This window comes from Mesorhizobium sp. M0001, assembly GCF_040324255.1.
Taxonomy (GTDB): domain Bacteria; phylum Pseudomonadota; class Alphaproteobacteria; order Rhizobiales; family Rhizobiaceae; genus Mesorhizobium.
The window spans coordinates 385,167-400,467 of record NZ_JAMYVS010000003.1 but is presented as its reverse complement, the minus strand read 5'-3'; the positions used below and the strand labels follow the sequence as shown (position 1 = coordinate 400,467).

The window sequence follows — 15,301 nt, the reverse complement described above, 5'->3', positions numbered from 1 at the left end:
TCCGCCTTCGGCTTTCCTTCCCCGGCGCGCCGGTGTTTAGTCCGGCCATGGCTTTCACCATCCGCCAGCTGCAGTTCTTCATTGCCGTCGCCGAGCAAGGCACGGTGTCGGGCGCCGCACAAAACCTCTCCATCTCGCAATCCTCGGTCACCGAGGCGATCAAGGAGCTGGAGAGCGATCTCGGCGTCGAATTGTTCGAGCGCCATCCGCGTGGCCTCAACATTACCCACAAAGGCCACCAGTTCCTGCGCCATGCGACCAAGATCCTGGCCGACGTCTCCGACGCGCGCCGCGCTTTTTCCGACGACCAGGTGGTGGCCGGCGGGCGGCTGCAGCTCGGCGTCACCTCGCTGGTCGCGGGCTATGTGCTGTCCGATCTGCTGGCGCGCTACCGCCGCGCCTATCCCGGCGTCGATGTCTCGGCCATCGAGGACAATGGCGACTATCTCGAACATCTGCTGATCGGCGGCAAGCTCGACATTGCCGTCATGGTCACCTCCAATTTGCGCGACCGCACCGCTCTGCAGTCGGAAATCCTCGAGGTCTCGGCCTACCGGCTGTGGGTCCCGCTCGGCCACAAGCTGGCCAGCGCCGACATTATCGGCATAGGCGACATTGCCGGCGAGCCGCTGATCATGCTGACCGTCGACGAGATCGAGGAGAACACCGGCAAGCTTCTGGCGGCGATCGGCGCCAGGCCGCATGTCGCCTTTCGCACCCGCTCGGTCGAAGCCGTTCGCAGCCTCGTCGCCACAGGTGCGGGCGTGGCGTTGCTGCCCGACCTAGTCTACCGGCCGTGGTCGCTGGAAGGCGACCGCATCGAATCGCGCGACATTTCGGGTTCCCTGCCGGTCGTCCAGGTCGGCATGGTCTGGCGCCGCGGCTCCGGTCTGCCGCAGGCGTCGCGCGACTTCATCGGCCTTGCCCAGTCGCAGCGTATGGTACGCCAGCAGCGTTGATAGGGTGCGTGGTTATCTATCGGAAAAACCGATATCGCGTTTCTGATAAATGAATTTGCGAAACCGGAATTTTCCGAGCACTTTTCATGTCAGGGACGAAAGCCGCGATCAGAGCGGCAACGTGCCATCGGATGAACTGACGCTTTTCAGCCTGCGGCTGACCGCGGCGGCGACTCGCTTCGCAGTCAGGCGCCAAAATGGGAGATTGACGATGAATTCATTCCTGAAGACGTGCACCGCCTTGACGGTCGCGCTGACCTTTTCCGGTCAGGCCGTCGCCCAGGTCAAGGAACTTGGCAAGGGCGAAGGGGAGGTCAGCATCGTTGCCTGGCCGGGGTACATCGAGCGCGGCGAAACCGACAAGGGCTATGACTGGGTGACCTCCTTCGAGAAGGAGAGCGGCTGCAAGGTCAACGTCAAGACCGCGAACACCTCCGACGAGATGGTCTCGCTGATGAATGAGGGTGGGTTCGATCTAGTCACCGCTTCGGGTGACGCATCGCTGCGCCTCGTTGCCGGCAAGCGCGTGCAGCCGATCAACACCGATCTCATCCCGAGCTGGAAGGCGGTAGACGACCGTCTGAAGGATGCGCCCTGGTTCACCGTCGACAAGGTGCATTACGGCGTTCCCTATCAGTGGGGCCCGAACATCCTGATGTACAACACCGATGTCTTCAAGGAAGCGCCCAAGAGCTGGAACGTCGTCTTCGAGGAAATGAACCTGCCGGACGGCAAGTCCAACAAGGGCCGCGTCCAGGCCTATGACGGCCCGATCCACATCGCCGACGCCGCCAACTATTTGATGTTCCACAAGCCGGAACTCGGCATTAAGGACCCGTACGAATTGAACGAAGACCAGTACAAGGCAGCGCTCGAGCTGCTGCGTGTTCAGCGGACGCTGGTCGGCCGCTACTGGCATGACGCCGCCATCCAGGTCGACGATTTCCAGAACGAAGGCGTCGTCGCTTCCGGTTCGTGGCCTTACCAGGTCAACACGCTGGTTGCCGCCAAGAAGCCGGTCGCCTCGACCGTGCCGGAAGAAGGCGTCACCGGCTGGGCCGACACCACCATGATGGAGGCCGACGCCGCGCATCCCAACTGCGCCTATATGTGGCTTGAGCATTCGCTGTCGCCCAAGGTCCAGGGCGATGTCTCGGCCTGGTTCGGCTCGCTCCCCGTGGTGCCCGCTGCCTGCAAGGGCAACGAGCTGCTCGGCGAGGAAGGCTGCAAGACCAACGGCTACGAGAACTTCGACAAGATCAAGTTCTGGAAGACCCCGGTCTCCAAGTGCGCAACCCAGAACGACCAGTGCGTGCCTTACTACCGCTGGGTGTCCGACTATATCGGCGTCATCGGCGGGCGTTGAGCTCCCTTTAACCCACCCCCTTGTGGGGAGGGTCGACGCGCAGCGTCGGGGTGGGGGCAGCGCTGACGTCCGGTGCTAGTCACCCCCACCCGCGGCTTCGCCGCGACCTCCCCATCGAGGGGGAGGTGAAGTGCCGTGCCCGCTGGCCTGATTGGTGGCGGCAAGAGCTATTTCGACGAACCACAAACCGGCAACAGATCAGGACAGCCCATGACCTCGGCCGTTTCCTTCCAGAAAGTCTCTCGCCATTTCGGCAGCGTGCGCGCCGTCGATGCGGTCGATCTCGACATCGTGCCGGGCGAGTTCTTCGCCATGCTTGGTCCGTCGGGGTCCGGCAAGACTACCTGCCTGCGCCTCATCGCCGGCTTCGAGCAGCCGACATCGGGCTCGATCTCGATCTTCGGCGACCGCGCCGAGGGCGTGCCGCCCTATCGCCGCAACGTCAACACGGTGTTCCAGGACTACGCGCTGTTCCCGCATTTGAACGTGCTGGACAATGTCGCCTACGGGCTGATGGTCAAGGGCATCGCCAAGCCGCAGCGGCAGAAGGCGGCGGAAGAGGCATTGTCACTGGTGCGGCTTCCCGGCTATGGCGCCCGCCGTCCCGGCCAGCTCTCCGGCGGCCAACGCCAGCGCGTCGCGCTGGCCCGTGCGCTGGTCAACCAGCCCAAGGTGCTTTTGCTCGACGAGCCGCTCGGCGCGCTCGACCTCAAGCTGCGCGAGAACATGCAGGAAGAGCTGAAGTCGCTGCAGAAGGCGCTCGGCATCACCTTCGTCTTCGTCACCCACGACCAGGGCGAAGCGCTGTCGATGGCCGACCGCGTCGCCGTCTTCAATGACGGCAAGATCATGCAGATCGGCACGCCGGAAGACATCTACCAGCGGCCGAAGACCCGCTTCGTCGCCGATTTCGTCGGCTCCTCCAATGTGTTGCCGCCGGATTTCGTCCAGCGTTATTCCGGCCAGGACCGCTGGGGCAGCTTGCGCCCCGAATCGATCCGCATCGGCAGCATTGCGAAAGGCGAAGGGGTTGCCGCGCGCCTGGTCGGAACCAACTATCTCGGCGCCACGACCAGGCTGGCGCTCGACGCCGACGGCTTGAGGCTGCACGCCATCGTGCCGGTCGGGACAAAGCTGCCGGCGGAAGGCGAAGCGGTGGTGCTGACGTTCAACCGCGAGCATTTGCATTTGATGGACGAGCCGGCATGATTGAGGTTTGCGCCAAGCACCCCCCTCTGTCCTGCCGGACATCTCCCCCTCAAGCGGGGAGATTGGCTGTTCCTCCCGGTTTCGCCAATCTTCAACGTTGGGGATTTGGCGAGGCAGCGAAACTGCTGATCTCCCCCCTTGAGGGGGAGATGTCCGGCAGGACAGAGGGGGGTGTGAAGGAACGCGGCTTCTCAGGGTTCCTTCAGCACGCGAGCGCCCCATGACCATCGCCGCGCTCGACTCAACCACCGCCCCCGCCATCCTGCCCGGCAGCGGCGGCGTGCGCGGTGGGCTGTCCGACCTGTTCTGGCGCAAGCCGCAACTCCTGCTGTTCCTCATGTTGGCGCCGCCGGTGCTGTGGCTCGGCGTCGTCTATATCGGTTCGCTGTTCGCGCTCTTGGCGCAGAGCTTCTTCTCGATCGACGAATTTTCCGGCCTCATCAACCATGAGTTCACGCTGAAGACCTATGGCGACCTGTTCCAGCCCGCCAATCTCGACATCATCCTGCGCACGGTGACGATGGCGGTTCTGGTCACGCTGGCCTCCGCCGTCATCGCCTTCCCCATTGCCTATTACGCGGCGCGCTATGCCCGCGGCCGGTGGAAGGCGCTGTTTTATCTCGGAATCATGCTGCCGCTGTGGTCGAGCTACCTCGTCAAGATCTACGCCTGGAAGTTGATCCTCGCCAAGGAAGGCATTCTGACCTGGCTGCTGGCCAAATTGCATCTGCTTTGGATGCTCGATGGCTGGCTGTCGCTGCCGGTCGTCGGCGGCAATTCCCTGTCGGTCTCCGCCACCGGAACCTTCATCGCCTTCGTCTATGTCTGGCTGCCGTTCATGATCCTGCCGGTGCAGGCGGCATTGGAGCGCGTGCCCGGCAATCTGGTCGAGGCGTCCTCCGATCTCGGGGCGTCGCCGGGCCAGACCTTCCGCAACGTGCTGTTCCCGCTGGCGCTGCCCGGCATCGTCGCCGGCTCGATCTTCACCTTCTCGCTGACGCTGGGCGACTACATCATCCCGCAGATCATCGGCACGTCGCGGCTGTTTATCGGCCAGGCCGTCTATTCGCAGCAGGGCACAGCCGGCAACATCCCTCTCGCCGCCGCCTTCACCGTCGTGCCCATCGTCATCATGGGTTTCTATCTCTGGGGCGCCAAGCGCATGGGGGCCTTCGATGCGCTCTGACGGTTCGCAATCCGCCCCGCTCGGCCTCAAGATCGCAGCCGCTTGCGGCCTGCTCTTCCTGCACCTGCCGATCCTGCTGATCTTCGTCTATGCCTTCACCACGGAAGAGAAGAGCTTCGTCTGGCCGCCGCCGGGGCTGACCACGCAATGGTTTGCCGTCACCTGGAACCGGCCGGATGTCTGGCAGGCGCTGTCGCTGTCGGTCCGTGTCGCCGCCATCTCGACGGCGATTGCCTTGATCCTGGGCACGCTGTGCGCCGCCGCCGTGTCACGGACGAAATTCTTCGGCCGCGAGACGATCTCGCTGCTCGTCATCCTGCCGATCGCGCTGCCCGGCATCATCACCGGCATCGCGTTGCGCTCGGCCTTCTCGCTAGCCGACATCCCGTTCTCGTTCTGGACGATCGTGCTCGGCCACGCCACCTTCTGCGTTGTCGTCGTCTACAACAATGCGGTCGCCCGTTTCCGCCGCACTTCCGGCTCAATGATCGAGGCCTCGATGGATCTCGGCGCCGACGGCTTCCAGACCTTCCGGCACGTCGTGCTGCCCAACATCGCCACCGCTCTGCTTGCCGGGGGGATGCTCGCCTTCGCGCTCTCCTTCGACGAGGTCATCGTCACCACCTTCACCGCCGGCCAGCAGCAGACCGTGCCGATCTGGATGCTGGAAGAGCTGATCCGCCCACGCCAGCGTCCGGTCACCAATGTCGTCGCCATGGTCGTGGTGCTGGTGACGCTGCTGCCCATCCTTGCCGCCTATTACCTGACCCGCGACGGCGACCAGATCGCCGGTTCGGGCAAATGAAGAACAGCGAATAGGGAGTAGCGAATAGCGAATAGGGGAGATTGCACGACCAGCCCTATTCGCTACTCGCTATTCGCTACTCGCTCCTGACCGAGGAGAACCTGCATGGACACCCAGATGCTGATCGGCTCGAAGTTCGAGAACGGCACCGAGACCGAGGAGCCGATTCTGAATCCAAAGACCGGGGCGACCATTCTCAACCTGCCTGAAGCAAGCCAGGCGCAGATCGAGGCGGCTGTTACTGCCGCCGGGCGAGCATTCGTCTTGTGGTCACGCACAACGCCGGCGCAGCGCTCCGGCTATCTCCTCAAGATCGCCGACCGCATCGAGGCCAACGCGCGGGAGTTCGCGGCGCTCGAGGCGCTGAATTGCGGCAAGCCGATCAACGCCGTGCTCAATGACGAGATCCCGGCGATCGTCGACTGCTATCGTTTCTTTGCCGGCGCTGTGCGTTCGATGCCGGGCGTGGTCGCCGGCGAATACATTCCCGGCCACACCTCGATGGTGCGGCGCGATCCGATCGGCATTGTCGCTTCCATCGCGCCGTGGAACTATCCACTGATGATGATGGCCTGGAAGCTGGCGCCGGCCATTGCCGGCGGCAACACCGTCGTCTTCAAGCCGTCGGAGCAGACGCCGCTGACGGCGCTGAAGCTGGCCAGGATCCTGGCCGAGGTTCTGCCCGAGGGCGTCGTCAATGTCGTGCTCGGCCGCGGCGACAGCGTCGGCAACACGCTGATTAATCACGCCAAGGTCAACATGATTTCGATCACCGGCGACGTCGCCACGGGCAAGAAGGTGCTGCAGGCCGCCGCCAAGTCGGTCAAGCGCACGCATCTGGAACTCGGCGGCAAGGCGCCGGTCATCGTTTTCGACGACGCCGACCTTGGCGCCGTGGTCAACGGCCTGCGCGCTTTCGGCTACTACAATGCCGGGCAGGATTGTACAGCCGCCTGCCGCATCTATGCCGGCAAGAAGATCTACGACAAGCTCGTCGCCGATCTCTCATCTGCCGTCTCGACCATCAAATACAACCAGCCCGACGACACCGAAAACGAGATCGGGCCGCTGATCTCGCGCCGCCAGCGCGATCGCGTCTCGAGCTTCGTCGAGCGCGCTTCGGAACTGAAGCACATCGAGATCACCACCGGCGGCAAGCCCGGCGAAGGCTCCGGCTTCTATTACCAGCCGACGGTGGTTGCCGGCGCGCTGCAGGAAGACGAGATCGTGCGCCGCGAAGTGTTCGGTCCGGTCGTCTCCATCACCCGCTTCTCCGAAGTCGATGAAGCCGTGAACTGGGCCAATGACAGCGACTACGGCCTGGCATCCTCGGTGTGGACCAAGAACGTCTCGCGCGCCATGGCGACGGCCGCCCGTCTGCAATATGGCTGCACCTGGATCAACACCCATTTCATGCTGACCAACGAGATGCCGCATGGCGGGCTGAAGCAGTCTGGCTACGGCAAGGACATGTCTCTCTATGCGCTGGAGGATTATACCGCCGTTCGTCATGTGATGGTGGCGCATGGGTAGAGGCCGCCACTATCTCTAAAATATTCGCCAACCCGTTTTCTGTACATTAAGCGAGAGTTACTTTTGCGGTACGGCGGGAGTTCACGATTTACTGAATATTCAACCTGAACGAGCAGCCTCTTGCCGGGAAACCGCGCGGCGAGGGGTTTGCGCATGAACACGACCAAGATCAAGCTGGTACTCATTGCCGGCTTCTGTCTGATGATCGCTGTGTTCGGCGGCAAGGACATGATCAAGAAGAGCGGCTGGCCCGAGGCGCCTGCTGAAATCCTCGCGGTCAATGTCGAATGCGACATGGAATCGACCACCCACAAGATTGTCTACAAGACCGTCAGCACCGCCACGATCCCGTGCGAACTGGTGGATGCGTTCAAGACGGTTCATGCTGACAAAGAGTGGAAGGTGACCCAGAAATTCACCGGCACCTTGCGCGTCGGCACCGGCGCCGACGCCGTCGAGGCCACGATGGAGCTGAACAAGAACGGTGCCCGCGAACCGCAGGTCGGCGACAAGCTCACCGTCGTCCAGAACCCCGCCAACCCCACCCAGATCGAACGCACCGGCATGACCGGCACGCGTTTGACGATCGTCATTGGGGCTGGACTGCTCGGCGCGTTGCTTCTCTATCTTGCTTTCAAACCCCGCCGGCGGATGTCGACCTCCGCCGTGGCGGGCAACCCTGCCGGAGATGCCGGCGCGGACCAGCGCGCGCGCCAGGCCGACGCCTTGATAGCGGCGGCCCTGGCCAAGCAGGCCACATTGCCCAATCAGCCGGCACGTGTCGCGGCTGCCGGATTGGCCAGGGAAGGGCGGTTTTCCGGGCAGCGGACGAGTTTCGGCCGCCGCAACTGATGGCCGAAAACTGCTGCACCTGCCACGGCTACTCCACGATGCGGTAGATGTTCCAAAGGCTGGTGCCTGAAACGACGTAGGGCTCCATCTCCTTGCCCCATTTGGCGTGGGCGTCGATCATGCCGATCCTGGCGAAGAAACCCTCCAGCTGGGCAAGGCTTTCGACCTGATGATGCGATTCGACCGTCGCTTCCCGAGCTCCGATCGAACCGGTCATGATCTGGAACTCGAGATCGGCAATGCCGACCTGAGAGCCGATCTCGCGTTCCCATTTCTTCAACAGGTCGAGCACGGTCTGCTTGTGCCCGAACTTGGCGTCGATCTGCCATCTGGCGCTGAACATTTTTGTCTCCTCCAGTTTTGCGGCCCAAACCGCGGTTGATCTTTTCGCGGTGCAACTACTCGTCCCAAGCCTGCACGACCGTCTGTCGTGCAATCCGCCCATTCTTCAGCTCCAGCATCGCCGCGCAGAACACTTTCGTTCCGTCCGGATAGACGCAGGCCTGGGTGAAGGCGAGATTGTCGCCGTCGGCGATGGTGGTGTCGACCTTGTGGGTCATCGCCCGGCTGCAGATGTCGTCCCAGAACGTGCTGATCGCCGCCCGGCCGCGGATCTCGCGCGGCTTGCTCGGCGGATTGTTGCGGTCGATCACCCGCACCAGCGCGTCGTCGGCATAGAAGCTCGCCAGCATCCTGCCGTCCCGTCCTTCGATCGCTTTCTTGATCGCCGCGCCGTCCACGCTTTGCGTCTTTGTCAGCATTTCTTCCTCCATGGCCCGTCGATCGGGCGGTTGATGATCAAGCACTGCCCGGCGCGCACCGCCGGGCGTTTGTCTTTCACTGCGACTTGGCTTTGACGGCTGCGAACACGCCGTCGGTCTGCTGTTTGAAGGTCGCGAAATCGACCTGGCTGCCGTTGAGCATCGTCGACCAGTGGCGAACGATGGCCGCCATCGCGATCGCTTCCTTGATCTCCTCATCGGTCGCGCCATTGAGCTTGGCGGCCTCGGTGTGGAAATAGATGCAGTACTGGCAGGGGATCTGCGAGGCGACGGCCAGCCCCAGCAGTTCCTTGGTCTTGCCGTCGAGCGCGGTCTTGGGGTTGAGCTGCACACCCTTGATCTCGGCCCAGGCGCCGGCAACCGCGACATCCGGCAGCGTCTTGAACATGTCCGGCACCGAGCCGAGCGTCGCCTCGATGTCCTTGTAGGCGGCGGCCGCCGAGGCATCCTCGGCCCTGGCGGGAGCGATCGTGAACAGCGCGCCAACGCCTGCCGCTATCACCAGCGATTTGATCGACCTGTTTGACTTCAGCATTGCATCCTCCATCCGCAGTGCCTTTCCCGGCGACATCCGCCTGGCCTGCGTGGAGAGAATTGGTACGCCTCGACCCCACCTGGCCGCTTCGCCCGAAAGCGCCATGGTCCCTATGGCCCGTCCGGGCCAGCCTGCCTGGCGGAAAATGCCGCTGCCGCCGCCCGTGACGGCAAATCGAGCTTCAGCAATATGTTGGCGACATGACGCTTGACCGTATGCTCGCTGAGCCTCAGCTCGGCGGCGATCGCGGCATTGCTCTTGCCGTCGGCGATCAGGATCACCACCTCGCTTTCGCGCGCCGTCAGTTGAGCCGGCTCGGCGGGTTTCGCCTTGGGGCGGCAGGCCGGCTCCAGGTGCTGTTCCGACGTCGCCTGGACCAGCGCCAGCGGCTCGTCCAGCTCATCCACCGTGACACGCCCGGCATCGATGAAATACAGGCCGGACCCCGCCGCCAGATCGGCCGCCAGCCGCGACGCCAGAATGTCGCCGCGCCCGGCATGGGCGGCGATCTGCATCGTCACCCGTGCCATCAGCCCCACGGGCGGCCCGCGCATTTCGACCTCGCCGACATGGGCGCCCTGGGCGCTTGCAATGCCCATATGTTGCGCCGCATCGCGCAGTGCCGCCGCGCAGCGTATGGCCCGCGCCGGCCCGTCGAAGCGCGAGATCATCAATTCGCCATGGATGCCGGCAACGCGTCCGCCATGACGGCCGACCAGCTGCCGCCAGCTCTCCTGGAAGCGCTCGCTGCGCTCGCTCCACATGCGGTCGCCAACCCGCGCCGTGTCGTAGATGCGTGTCGCCAGAAGAGCGGCAAGCACGCGCTCCGCTTCGGCCACGGCACGCTCGCCGGTCAGGAATTCCTCGATCAGGTCGGCCACCCGGTCGACATCGCCGGTCCAGATCGGGTGGTCGCGCCCGGGGACCTCGACCAGTCGCGCATTCGAGATGTTTTTCGCCAGAAAGCGGCTGGCTCCGGGGTCCACCCGCGCGTCGTTGCGGCGATGGATGAGCAGAGTCGGTGCGCCGATCGCCGAAAGCACGCCGCGCACGTCGATCCCGGCATTCATTCGGGCAAGAGCGGCCGCTGCCGTCGGACTGGCCGACAGCCGCTCGAAGCGGGCCCACCACTGGGTGAAATGCGCATCATCTACCCGGCCGGGAGCGAAGTTGGGCAGTGTGGCGCCCGTGCCCCATTCCGTGCCGGCCGTCGCGATGAAGGCCTCGAGGCGCTCCGGCGACATCACCCATTTGTGGAAATGCGCATAACCGCCATAGAGCGCCAGCGCTCGTGTCCGTTCCGGATAGGTGGCGGCAAACAACATTGCCATCGGCGCGCCTTCCGAAGCGCCGAGCAAGGCCGCGCGGCCGCTGCCGGTGGCATCCATCACCGCGCGCACATCGTCCATGCGGGTTTCGAGGCTGGGCAGGTGGCGTGGGTCGACGCGGTCGGACAGGCCGGTGCCGCGCTTGTCGAACAGGATCAGCCGCGAGAACGCCGAGAGCCGTTTCAACAGCCTGGCGTAGCCCTCGTCTTCCCAATGCAGGTCGAGATTGGAGATGAAGCCAGGCACGAAAACCAGGTCGAACGATCCCTGGCCGACCACCTGATAGGCGATCCGCACGTCGCCGCTGAGGGCATATCGCGTCTCGATCGGCCTCACGTTGCTATCCCGCCCGGCCAGACGATTTCTGATCGCCGACCATAGCAGACGCCCGGCGGATGCGGCAGCCAAACTTTAGAAGACAGGAATATAGCCCGCGGCGAACCGTGTTCGCCCGCCATTTCTGGGGGAGGCTATTTCTGGGGAGCGGCGCTCTCTGCACCCGTGGGTTGGACGTAGCCGATGCTCACATCGGCCTGCTCCTCGGTCTTCGGCCGCTTGATCCTGGCCGAGGCCACGACGACGAGTTCGTCAAAACCTTCGCCGCCGCTGTCCAGCATCTCGAAGAACTGCCGGCGCATCCTGGGCTCCCAGAACTTGTTGATGTGCTCGGCCACGCCCGCCACACCTTCCTCGCGGGGCCTTGAATGGAAGAAGGCGGCGATCTGGTTGGCCATGCGCACCAGCTTTTCCCCGGTGCTCGTGATGTGTTCTTCGTCATGCGACATGCTGGGCAACTCCCAAGACCACCCGTTCCGGGTGGGTGAAAACATCGAAATCGTCGCCGCGCACCAGCGCCACCAGCGTCATGCTGGCCTCATCAGCGGTGCGGATGGCGAGCGCTGTCGGCGCCGAGACGGCGATGATGAAGGCCGAGCCGATCGCCGCCGTCTTCTGCACCATCTCCACCGAGACGCGTGATGTCACCACCACCGCGCCCGATGCACCGTCAATGCCGGCCTTCGCCAGCGCGCCGGCCAGCTTGTCCAGCGCATTGTGCCGGCCGACATCCTCGCGCGCCATGACGATGCCTTTGCCGGGAATGTAGAAGCCCGCTGCATGCACGGCGCCGGTTTCTGAATGCAGAGGCTGCACCTTGGACAAAAGCTTTACCGAACGGGTGATATCGTCGGCTTCAAGCGTAAGCTTGGACGCACCAACCTTGTCGACCGAGCGCATCGCTTCCTCAATCGATTCGATGCCGCACAGCCCGCAGCCAACCGGCCCGGCCAAGCGCCGGCGCCGCGTCTCGAAGCGCGTATTGGCCTGGTCCTTCAGCCGGATCTGGATATCGATGCCGGCGCCATGGTCCTCGACCTCAATCGCATCGATTTCGTCAGGCAAGGCTATGATGCCTTCGGTCAGAGAGAAGCCGAGCGCGAAATCCTCGAAATCGGCCGGGCTCGCCATCATCACCGCATGGGTGGTGCCGGCAAAGGAGAACGCCACCGGCGTCTCCTCCGGCACCATGCGGTTGGCCGCCGCAGTGCCGCTGGCGCGGTGGGCAAGGCGAGAGATTTGGGTGGTGGCTTGGCCTTTTCGGGTCACGAGGCGCGCCCCTCTGCCCTGTCCGTCCTTCGCAGTAGCTGTGGAGGCTCGCGCCTTTCCTCTCCCCCCACCGGAGGGAGAGGAAAGGCGCCAGGCGGCATAAGCTCGCGTCCTTCCTCTCCCCCGTCGATCGGGGGAGAGGTGTTGAGCAAAGCTCGACGGAGTAGGGGTCGACCAACCGTCAAGATTGAAGCTCTTATTGTCGAACGCCGTGGCAAGACTACTCCGCCGCTTCCAGCTTTGCGATGCGGCGGCTCTGCTCGGCCTGCTCGTTATAATCGCGCTGCCAGTCCGAAGGCCCGTTGGAGGCGCCGACCTGCACCGCGGTCACCTTGTACTCCGGGCAGTTGGTCGCCCAGTCGGAGAAGTCGGTGGTGATGACGTTGGCCTGCGTGTCGGGATGGTGGAACGTTGTGTAGACCACACCTGGCGACACCCGGTCGGTGATCAGCGCACGCAGCGTCGTCTCACCCGAACGGCTGGTCAGCCGCACCCAGTCGCCATCGCGCAGGCCGCGGTTCTCGGCATCGTGCGGATGGATCTCCAGCCGGTCCTCCGAGTGCCACATGACGTTTTCGGTGCGCCTTGTCTGTGCACCGACATTGTACTGGCTGAGGATGCGGCCGGTGGTCAGCAGCAACGGGAAACGGGGCCCGGTCCGCTCGTCGGTCGCCACATATTCTGTGCGGATGAACTTGCCCTTGCCGCGCACGAAGCCGTCGATATGCATGATCGGCGTGCCGAGCGGCGCCTTCTCGTTGCAGGGCCATTGCACCGATCCGACACGGTCGAGCAGATCGAAGGAGACGCCGGCGAAGCTTGGCGTCGTTTTGGCGATCTCGTCCATGATTTCGGAGGGATGCTGGTAGTTCCAATCCAGCCCGATCGCGCGGGCAAGCTCCTGTGTCGCTTCCCAGTCGGCATAGCGCGCCTTCGGCTCCAGCACCTTGCGCACCATGTTGATGCGGCGCTCGGCATTGGTGAAGGTGCCGTCCTTTTCCAGGAAGGTCGAGCCCGGCAGGAAGACATGCGCGTAGTTAGCTGTCTCGTTGAGGAACAGGTCGTGCACGACGACGCATTCCATCGCCGCCAGGCCGGCCGCGACATGCTTGGTATCAGGGTCGGATTGCAGGATGTCCTCGCCCTGGATGTAGATGCCCTTGAAGGAGCCGTCGACGGCGGCATCCAGCATGTTGGGGATGCGCAGGCCCGGTTCGTCGTCGAGCTTCACCCCCCACAACGTCTCATAGATGTCGCGCACCGCCTCGCCGGAGATGTGGCGGTAGCCCGGCAGTTCATGCGGGAACGAGCCCATGTCGCAGGAACCCTGCACGTTGTTCTGGCCGCGCAGCGGATTCACCCCGACGCCCGGGCGGCCGATATTGCCGGTCGCCATGGCAAGGTTGGCGATAGCCATAACCGTGGTCGAACCCTGGCTGTGTTCGGTCACGCCGAGGCCGTAATAAATCGCGCCATTGCCGCCCTTGGCATAGAGCCGTGCAGCACCTCGGATCAGTTCGGGATCGACGCCGGACAGCTTGCCCACGATTTCGGGGCTGTTTTCCGGCAAGGCGACGAAAGAAGCCCAATCCTGGAACTCCGCCCAGTCGCAGCGATCGCGGATGAAGGCTTCGTCGAAAAGCCCTTCGGTAACGATGACATGCGCCAGCGCCGTCAGCACCGCCACGTTGGTGCCGGGCTTCAGCGGCAGGTGATAGTCGGCCTCGATATGCGCCGACTTGACCATTTCGGTGCGGCGCGGATCGAGCACGATCAGCTTGGCGCCCTGGCGCAGCCGCTTTTTCAGCCGCGAGGCGAACACCGGGTGCGCGGAAGCCGGATTGGCGCCGATGATGACGGCGACATCGGTGAAATCGACGGAATCGAAATCCTGCGTGCCGGCCGAGGTGCCATAGGTCTGGCCGAGGCCGTAGCCGGTCGGCGAGTGGCAGACGCGCGCGCAAGTGTCGACATTGTTGTTGCGGAAGCCTTGGCGCACCAGCTTCTGGACGAGATAGGTCTCTTCATTCGTGCAGCGCGAGGACGTGATACCGCCGATCGAGGTGCGGCCGTATTGATACTGGATACGGCGGAATTCCTTGGCCGTATGGGCGATGGCCTCTTCCCAACTCACCTCGCGCCAGGGATCGCTGACCTTTTCCCGGATCATAGGCGACAGGATGCGGTCCTTGTGGGTGGCATAGCCATAGGCGAAACGGCCCTTCACGCAGGAGTGGCCGTGGTTCGCCTTGCCGTCCTTGTAGGGCATCATGCGAATGACTTCGTCGTCCTTCACTTCGGCCTTGAACGAGCAGCCGACGCCGCAATAGGCGCAGGTGGTGACAGCGGAACGCTCGGGCATGCCTTTCTCAAGCACGGTCTTTTCACGCAGCGCATCGGTCGGACAGGCCTGCACGCAGGCGCCGCAGGACACGCATTCGGAGGCGATGAAATCCTCGTGCATGCCGGCGACCATGCGCGATTCGAAACCGCGGCCCTCGATCGTCAGCGCGAAGGTGCCCTGCACCTCCTCGCAGGCCCGCACGCAGCGCGAGCAGACGATACATTGCGCCGGATCATAGGTGAAATAGGGGTTGGACTCGTCGCGGGCGATGTAGTCGACCGCCAGCGAGCCATGGCCGGGCGCGACGCCGTTTTCCTGCTTGACGTGGTTGCGGCCCTCAATGCCGAAGCGGTTCTCGGTCAGGCCGACCGATTTCGCCACAACGTCGAACTCGCTGGCGCCGGTGCCGGCCTTCTCGTTCCAGCCGGTCGGGTGGTCGGAGACGTAAAGCTCCATGACACCGCGGCGGATGGCGTCGAGCCGCTCGGATTGCGTGCGCACCACCATGCCTTCGCCGACGGGGGTCGTGCAGGATGCCGGCGTGCCGCCGCGCCCGTCGATCTCGACCAGGCAGACGCGGCAGGAGCCGAACGAGTCCAGCATGTCCGTGGCGCAGAGTTTTGGGATCTCGACCCCGCCTTCCATCGCCGCGCGCATGATCGACGTACCCTCCGGCACGCTGATGCTGCGGCCGTCGACGATCAGCGTAACCTGCTTTTGCGCCTTCGATTCCGGGGTTCCGTAATCGAGTTCTTCGATGAGTGTCGGGAAGTCGGCCTTGATATTCATCTGCCAGC

14 protein-coding genes are annotated in these 15,301 nt (G+C 63.9%); 7 read left to right on the top strand and 7 right to left on the bottom strand.

Going from position 1 to position 15,301, the window contains the following annotated elements; all coding sequences use genetic code 11:
* Positions 1–47: 47 nt before the first annotated feature.
* The 7 genes from NKK50_RS11840 (at position 48) to NKK50_RS11810 (ending at position 7,910) form a co-directional block, all read left to right on the top strand.
* Positions 48–959, top strand: coding sequence for a LysR family transcriptional regulator (locus tag NKK50_RS11840; RefSeq protein WP_023673412.1), 912 nt, complete (start codon positions 48–50; stop codon positions 957–959).
* A 211-nt stretch (positions 960–1,170) separates the two neighbouring features.
* Positions 1,171–2,325: an ABC transporter substrate-binding protein gene (locus tag NKK50_RS11835; protein ID WP_023692632.1), complete on the top strand. Its 1,155-nt coding sequence runs from the start codon at positions 1,171–1,173 to the stop codon at positions 2,323–2,325.
* A 210-nt stretch (positions 2,326–2,535) separates the two neighbouring features.
* Positions 2,536–3,534 carry an ABC transporter ATP-binding protein gene (locus tag NKK50_RS11830; protein WP_352543461.1) on the top strand — a complete coding sequence of 333 codons (999 nt, stop codon included), beginning with the start codon at positions 2,536–2,538 and terminating at the stop codon, positions 3,532–3,534.
* Positions 3,535–3,754: 220 nt separating this feature from the next.
* Positions 3,755–4,720 carry an ABC transporter permease gene (locus tag NKK50_RS11825; RefSeq protein ID WP_352543460.1) on the top strand — a complete coding sequence of 322 codons (966 nt, stop codon included), beginning with the start codon at positions 3,755–3,757 and terminating at the stop codon, positions 4,718–4,720.
* Entirely contained in the window at positions 4,710–5,525 is an 816-nt protein-coding gene (locus NKK50_RS11820; RefSeq protein ID WP_023673416.1) for an ABC transporter permease, read from the top strand. The genes NKK50_RS11825 and NKK50_RS11820 overlap by 11 nt, the downstream gene beginning before the upstream one ends.
* A 105-nt stretch (positions 5,526–5,630) precedes the next feature.
* Positions 5,631–7,058, top strand: a complete 1,428-nt coding sequence (locus NKK50_RS11815; RefSeq protein ID WP_023673417.1) for a gamma-aminobutyraldehyde dehydrogenase — start codon at positions 5,631–5,633, stop codon at positions 7,056–7,058.
* A gap of 153 nt (positions 7,059–7,211) precedes the next feature.
* Positions 7,212–7,910: a DUF3592 domain-containing protein gene (locus NKK50_RS11810; protein WP_352496888.1), complete on the top strand. Its 699-nt coding sequence runs from the start codon at positions 7,212–7,214 to the stop codon at positions 7,908–7,910.
* A gap of 28 nt (positions 7,911–7,938) precedes the next feature.
* On the opposite strand, the gene NKK50_RS11805 is transcribed toward NKK50_RS11810, so the two are convergent.
* The 7 genes from NKK50_RS11805 to fdhF form a co-directional block, all read right to left on the bottom strand.
* The gene (locus tag NKK50_RS11805; RefSeq protein ID WP_023834344.1) at positions 7,939–8,253 is read right to left on the bottom strand and encodes a hypothetical protein; all 315 of its coding nucleotides are present in this window, start codon (positions 8,251–8,253) and stop codon (positions 7,939–7,941) included.
* 55 nt (positions 8,254–8,308) lie between these two features.
* Positions 8,309–8,671, bottom strand: coding sequence for a nuclear transport factor 2 family protein (locus tag NKK50_RS11800; RefSeq protein ID WP_352496887.1), 363 nt, complete (start codon positions 8,669–8,671; stop codon positions 8,309–8,311).
* 76 nt (positions 8,672–8,747) lie between these two features.
* The gene (locus NKK50_RS11795; RefSeq protein ID WP_023688798.1) at positions 8,748–9,227 is read right to left on the bottom strand and encodes a carboxymuconolactone decarboxylase family protein; all 480 of its coding nucleotides are present in this window, start codon (positions 9,225–9,227) and stop codon (positions 8,748–8,750) included.
* Positions 9,228–9,337: 110 nt separating this feature from the next.
* Positions 9,338–10,891 (bottom strand): alpha/beta fold hydrolase, encoded by a 1,554-nt coding sequence (locus NKK50_RS11790; RefSeq protein WP_023823790.1) that lies wholly within the window; start codon positions 10,889–10,891, stop codon positions 9,338–9,340.
* Between the two features lie 134 nt (positions 10,892–11,025).
* Complete coding sequence (locus tag NKK50_RS11785; protein ID WP_023688796.1) at positions 11,026–11,340, bottom strand: formate dehydrogenase subunit delta; 315 nt, start codon at positions 11,338–11,340, stop codon at positions 11,026–11,028.
* A complete protein-coding gene (gene fdhD, locus NKK50_RS11780) occupies positions 11,330–12,160 on the bottom strand; it encodes a formate dehydrogenase accessory sulfurtransferase FdhD (protein ID WP_352496886.1) in 831 nt (276 codons plus the stop codon). The genes NKK50_RS11785 and fdhD overlap by 11 nt, the downstream gene beginning before the upstream one ends.
* A gap of 220 nt (positions 12,161–12,380) precedes the next feature.
* The gene (gene fdhF, locus NKK50_RS11775) at positions 12,381–15,293 is read right to left on the bottom strand and encodes a formate dehydrogenase subunit alpha (RefSeq protein WP_023673425.1); all 2,913 of its coding nucleotides are present in this window, start codon (positions 15,291–15,293) and stop codon (positions 12,381–12,383) included.
* Positions 15,294–15,301 lie beyond the last annotated feature (8 nt).

Excerpts from the sequence above, each read along its gene's own strand:
- NKK50_RS11840 (WP_023673412.1), top strand. The coding sequence starts at position 48 with ATGGCTTTCACCATCCGCCAGCTGCAGTTCTTCATTGCCGTCGCCGAG.
- NKK50_RS11835 (WP_023692632.1), top strand. The coding sequence starts at position 1,171 with ATGAATTCATTCCTGAAGACGTGCACCGCCTTGACGGTCGCGCTGACC.
- NKK50_RS11830 (WP_352543461.1), top strand. The coding sequence starts at position 2,536 with ATGACCTCGGCCGTTTCCTTCCAGAAAGTCTCTCGCCATTTCGGCAGC.
- NKK50_RS11825 (WP_352543460.1), top strand. The coding sequence starts at position 3,755 with ATGACCATCGCCGCGCTCGACTCAACCACCGCCCCCGCCATCCTGCCC.
- NKK50_RS11820 (WP_023673416.1), top strand. The coding sequence starts at position 4,710 with ATGCGCTCTGACGGTTCGCAATCCGCCCCGCTCGGCCTCAAGATCGCA.
- NKK50_RS11815 (WP_023673417.1), top strand. The coding sequence starts at position 5,631 with ATGGACACCCAGATGCTGATCGGCTCGAAGTTCGAGAACGGCACCGAG.
- NKK50_RS11810 (WP_352496888.1), top strand. The coding sequence starts at position 7,212 with ATGAACACGACCAAGATCAAGCTGGTACTCATTGCCGGCTTCTGTCTG.
- NKK50_RS11805 (WP_023834344.1), bottom strand. The coding sequence starts at position 8,253 with ATGTTCAGCGCCAGATGGCAGATCGACGCCAAGTTCGGGCACAAGCAG.
- NKK50_RS11800 (WP_352496887.1), bottom strand. The coding sequence starts at position 8,671 with ATGCTGACAAAGACGCAAAGCGTGGACGGCGCGGCGATCAAGAAAGCG.
- NKK50_RS11795 (WP_023688798.1), bottom strand. The coding sequence starts at position 9,227 with ATGCTGAAGTCAAACAGGTCGATCAAATCGCTGGTGATAGCGGCAGGC.
- NKK50_RS11785 (WP_023688796.1), bottom strand. The coding sequence starts at position 11,340 with ATGTCGCATGACGAAGAACACATCACGAGCACCGGGGAAAAGCTGGTG.
- fdhF (WP_023673425.1), bottom strand. The coding sequence starts at position 15,293 with ATGAATATCAAGGCCGACTTCCCGACACTCATCGAAGAACTCGATTAC.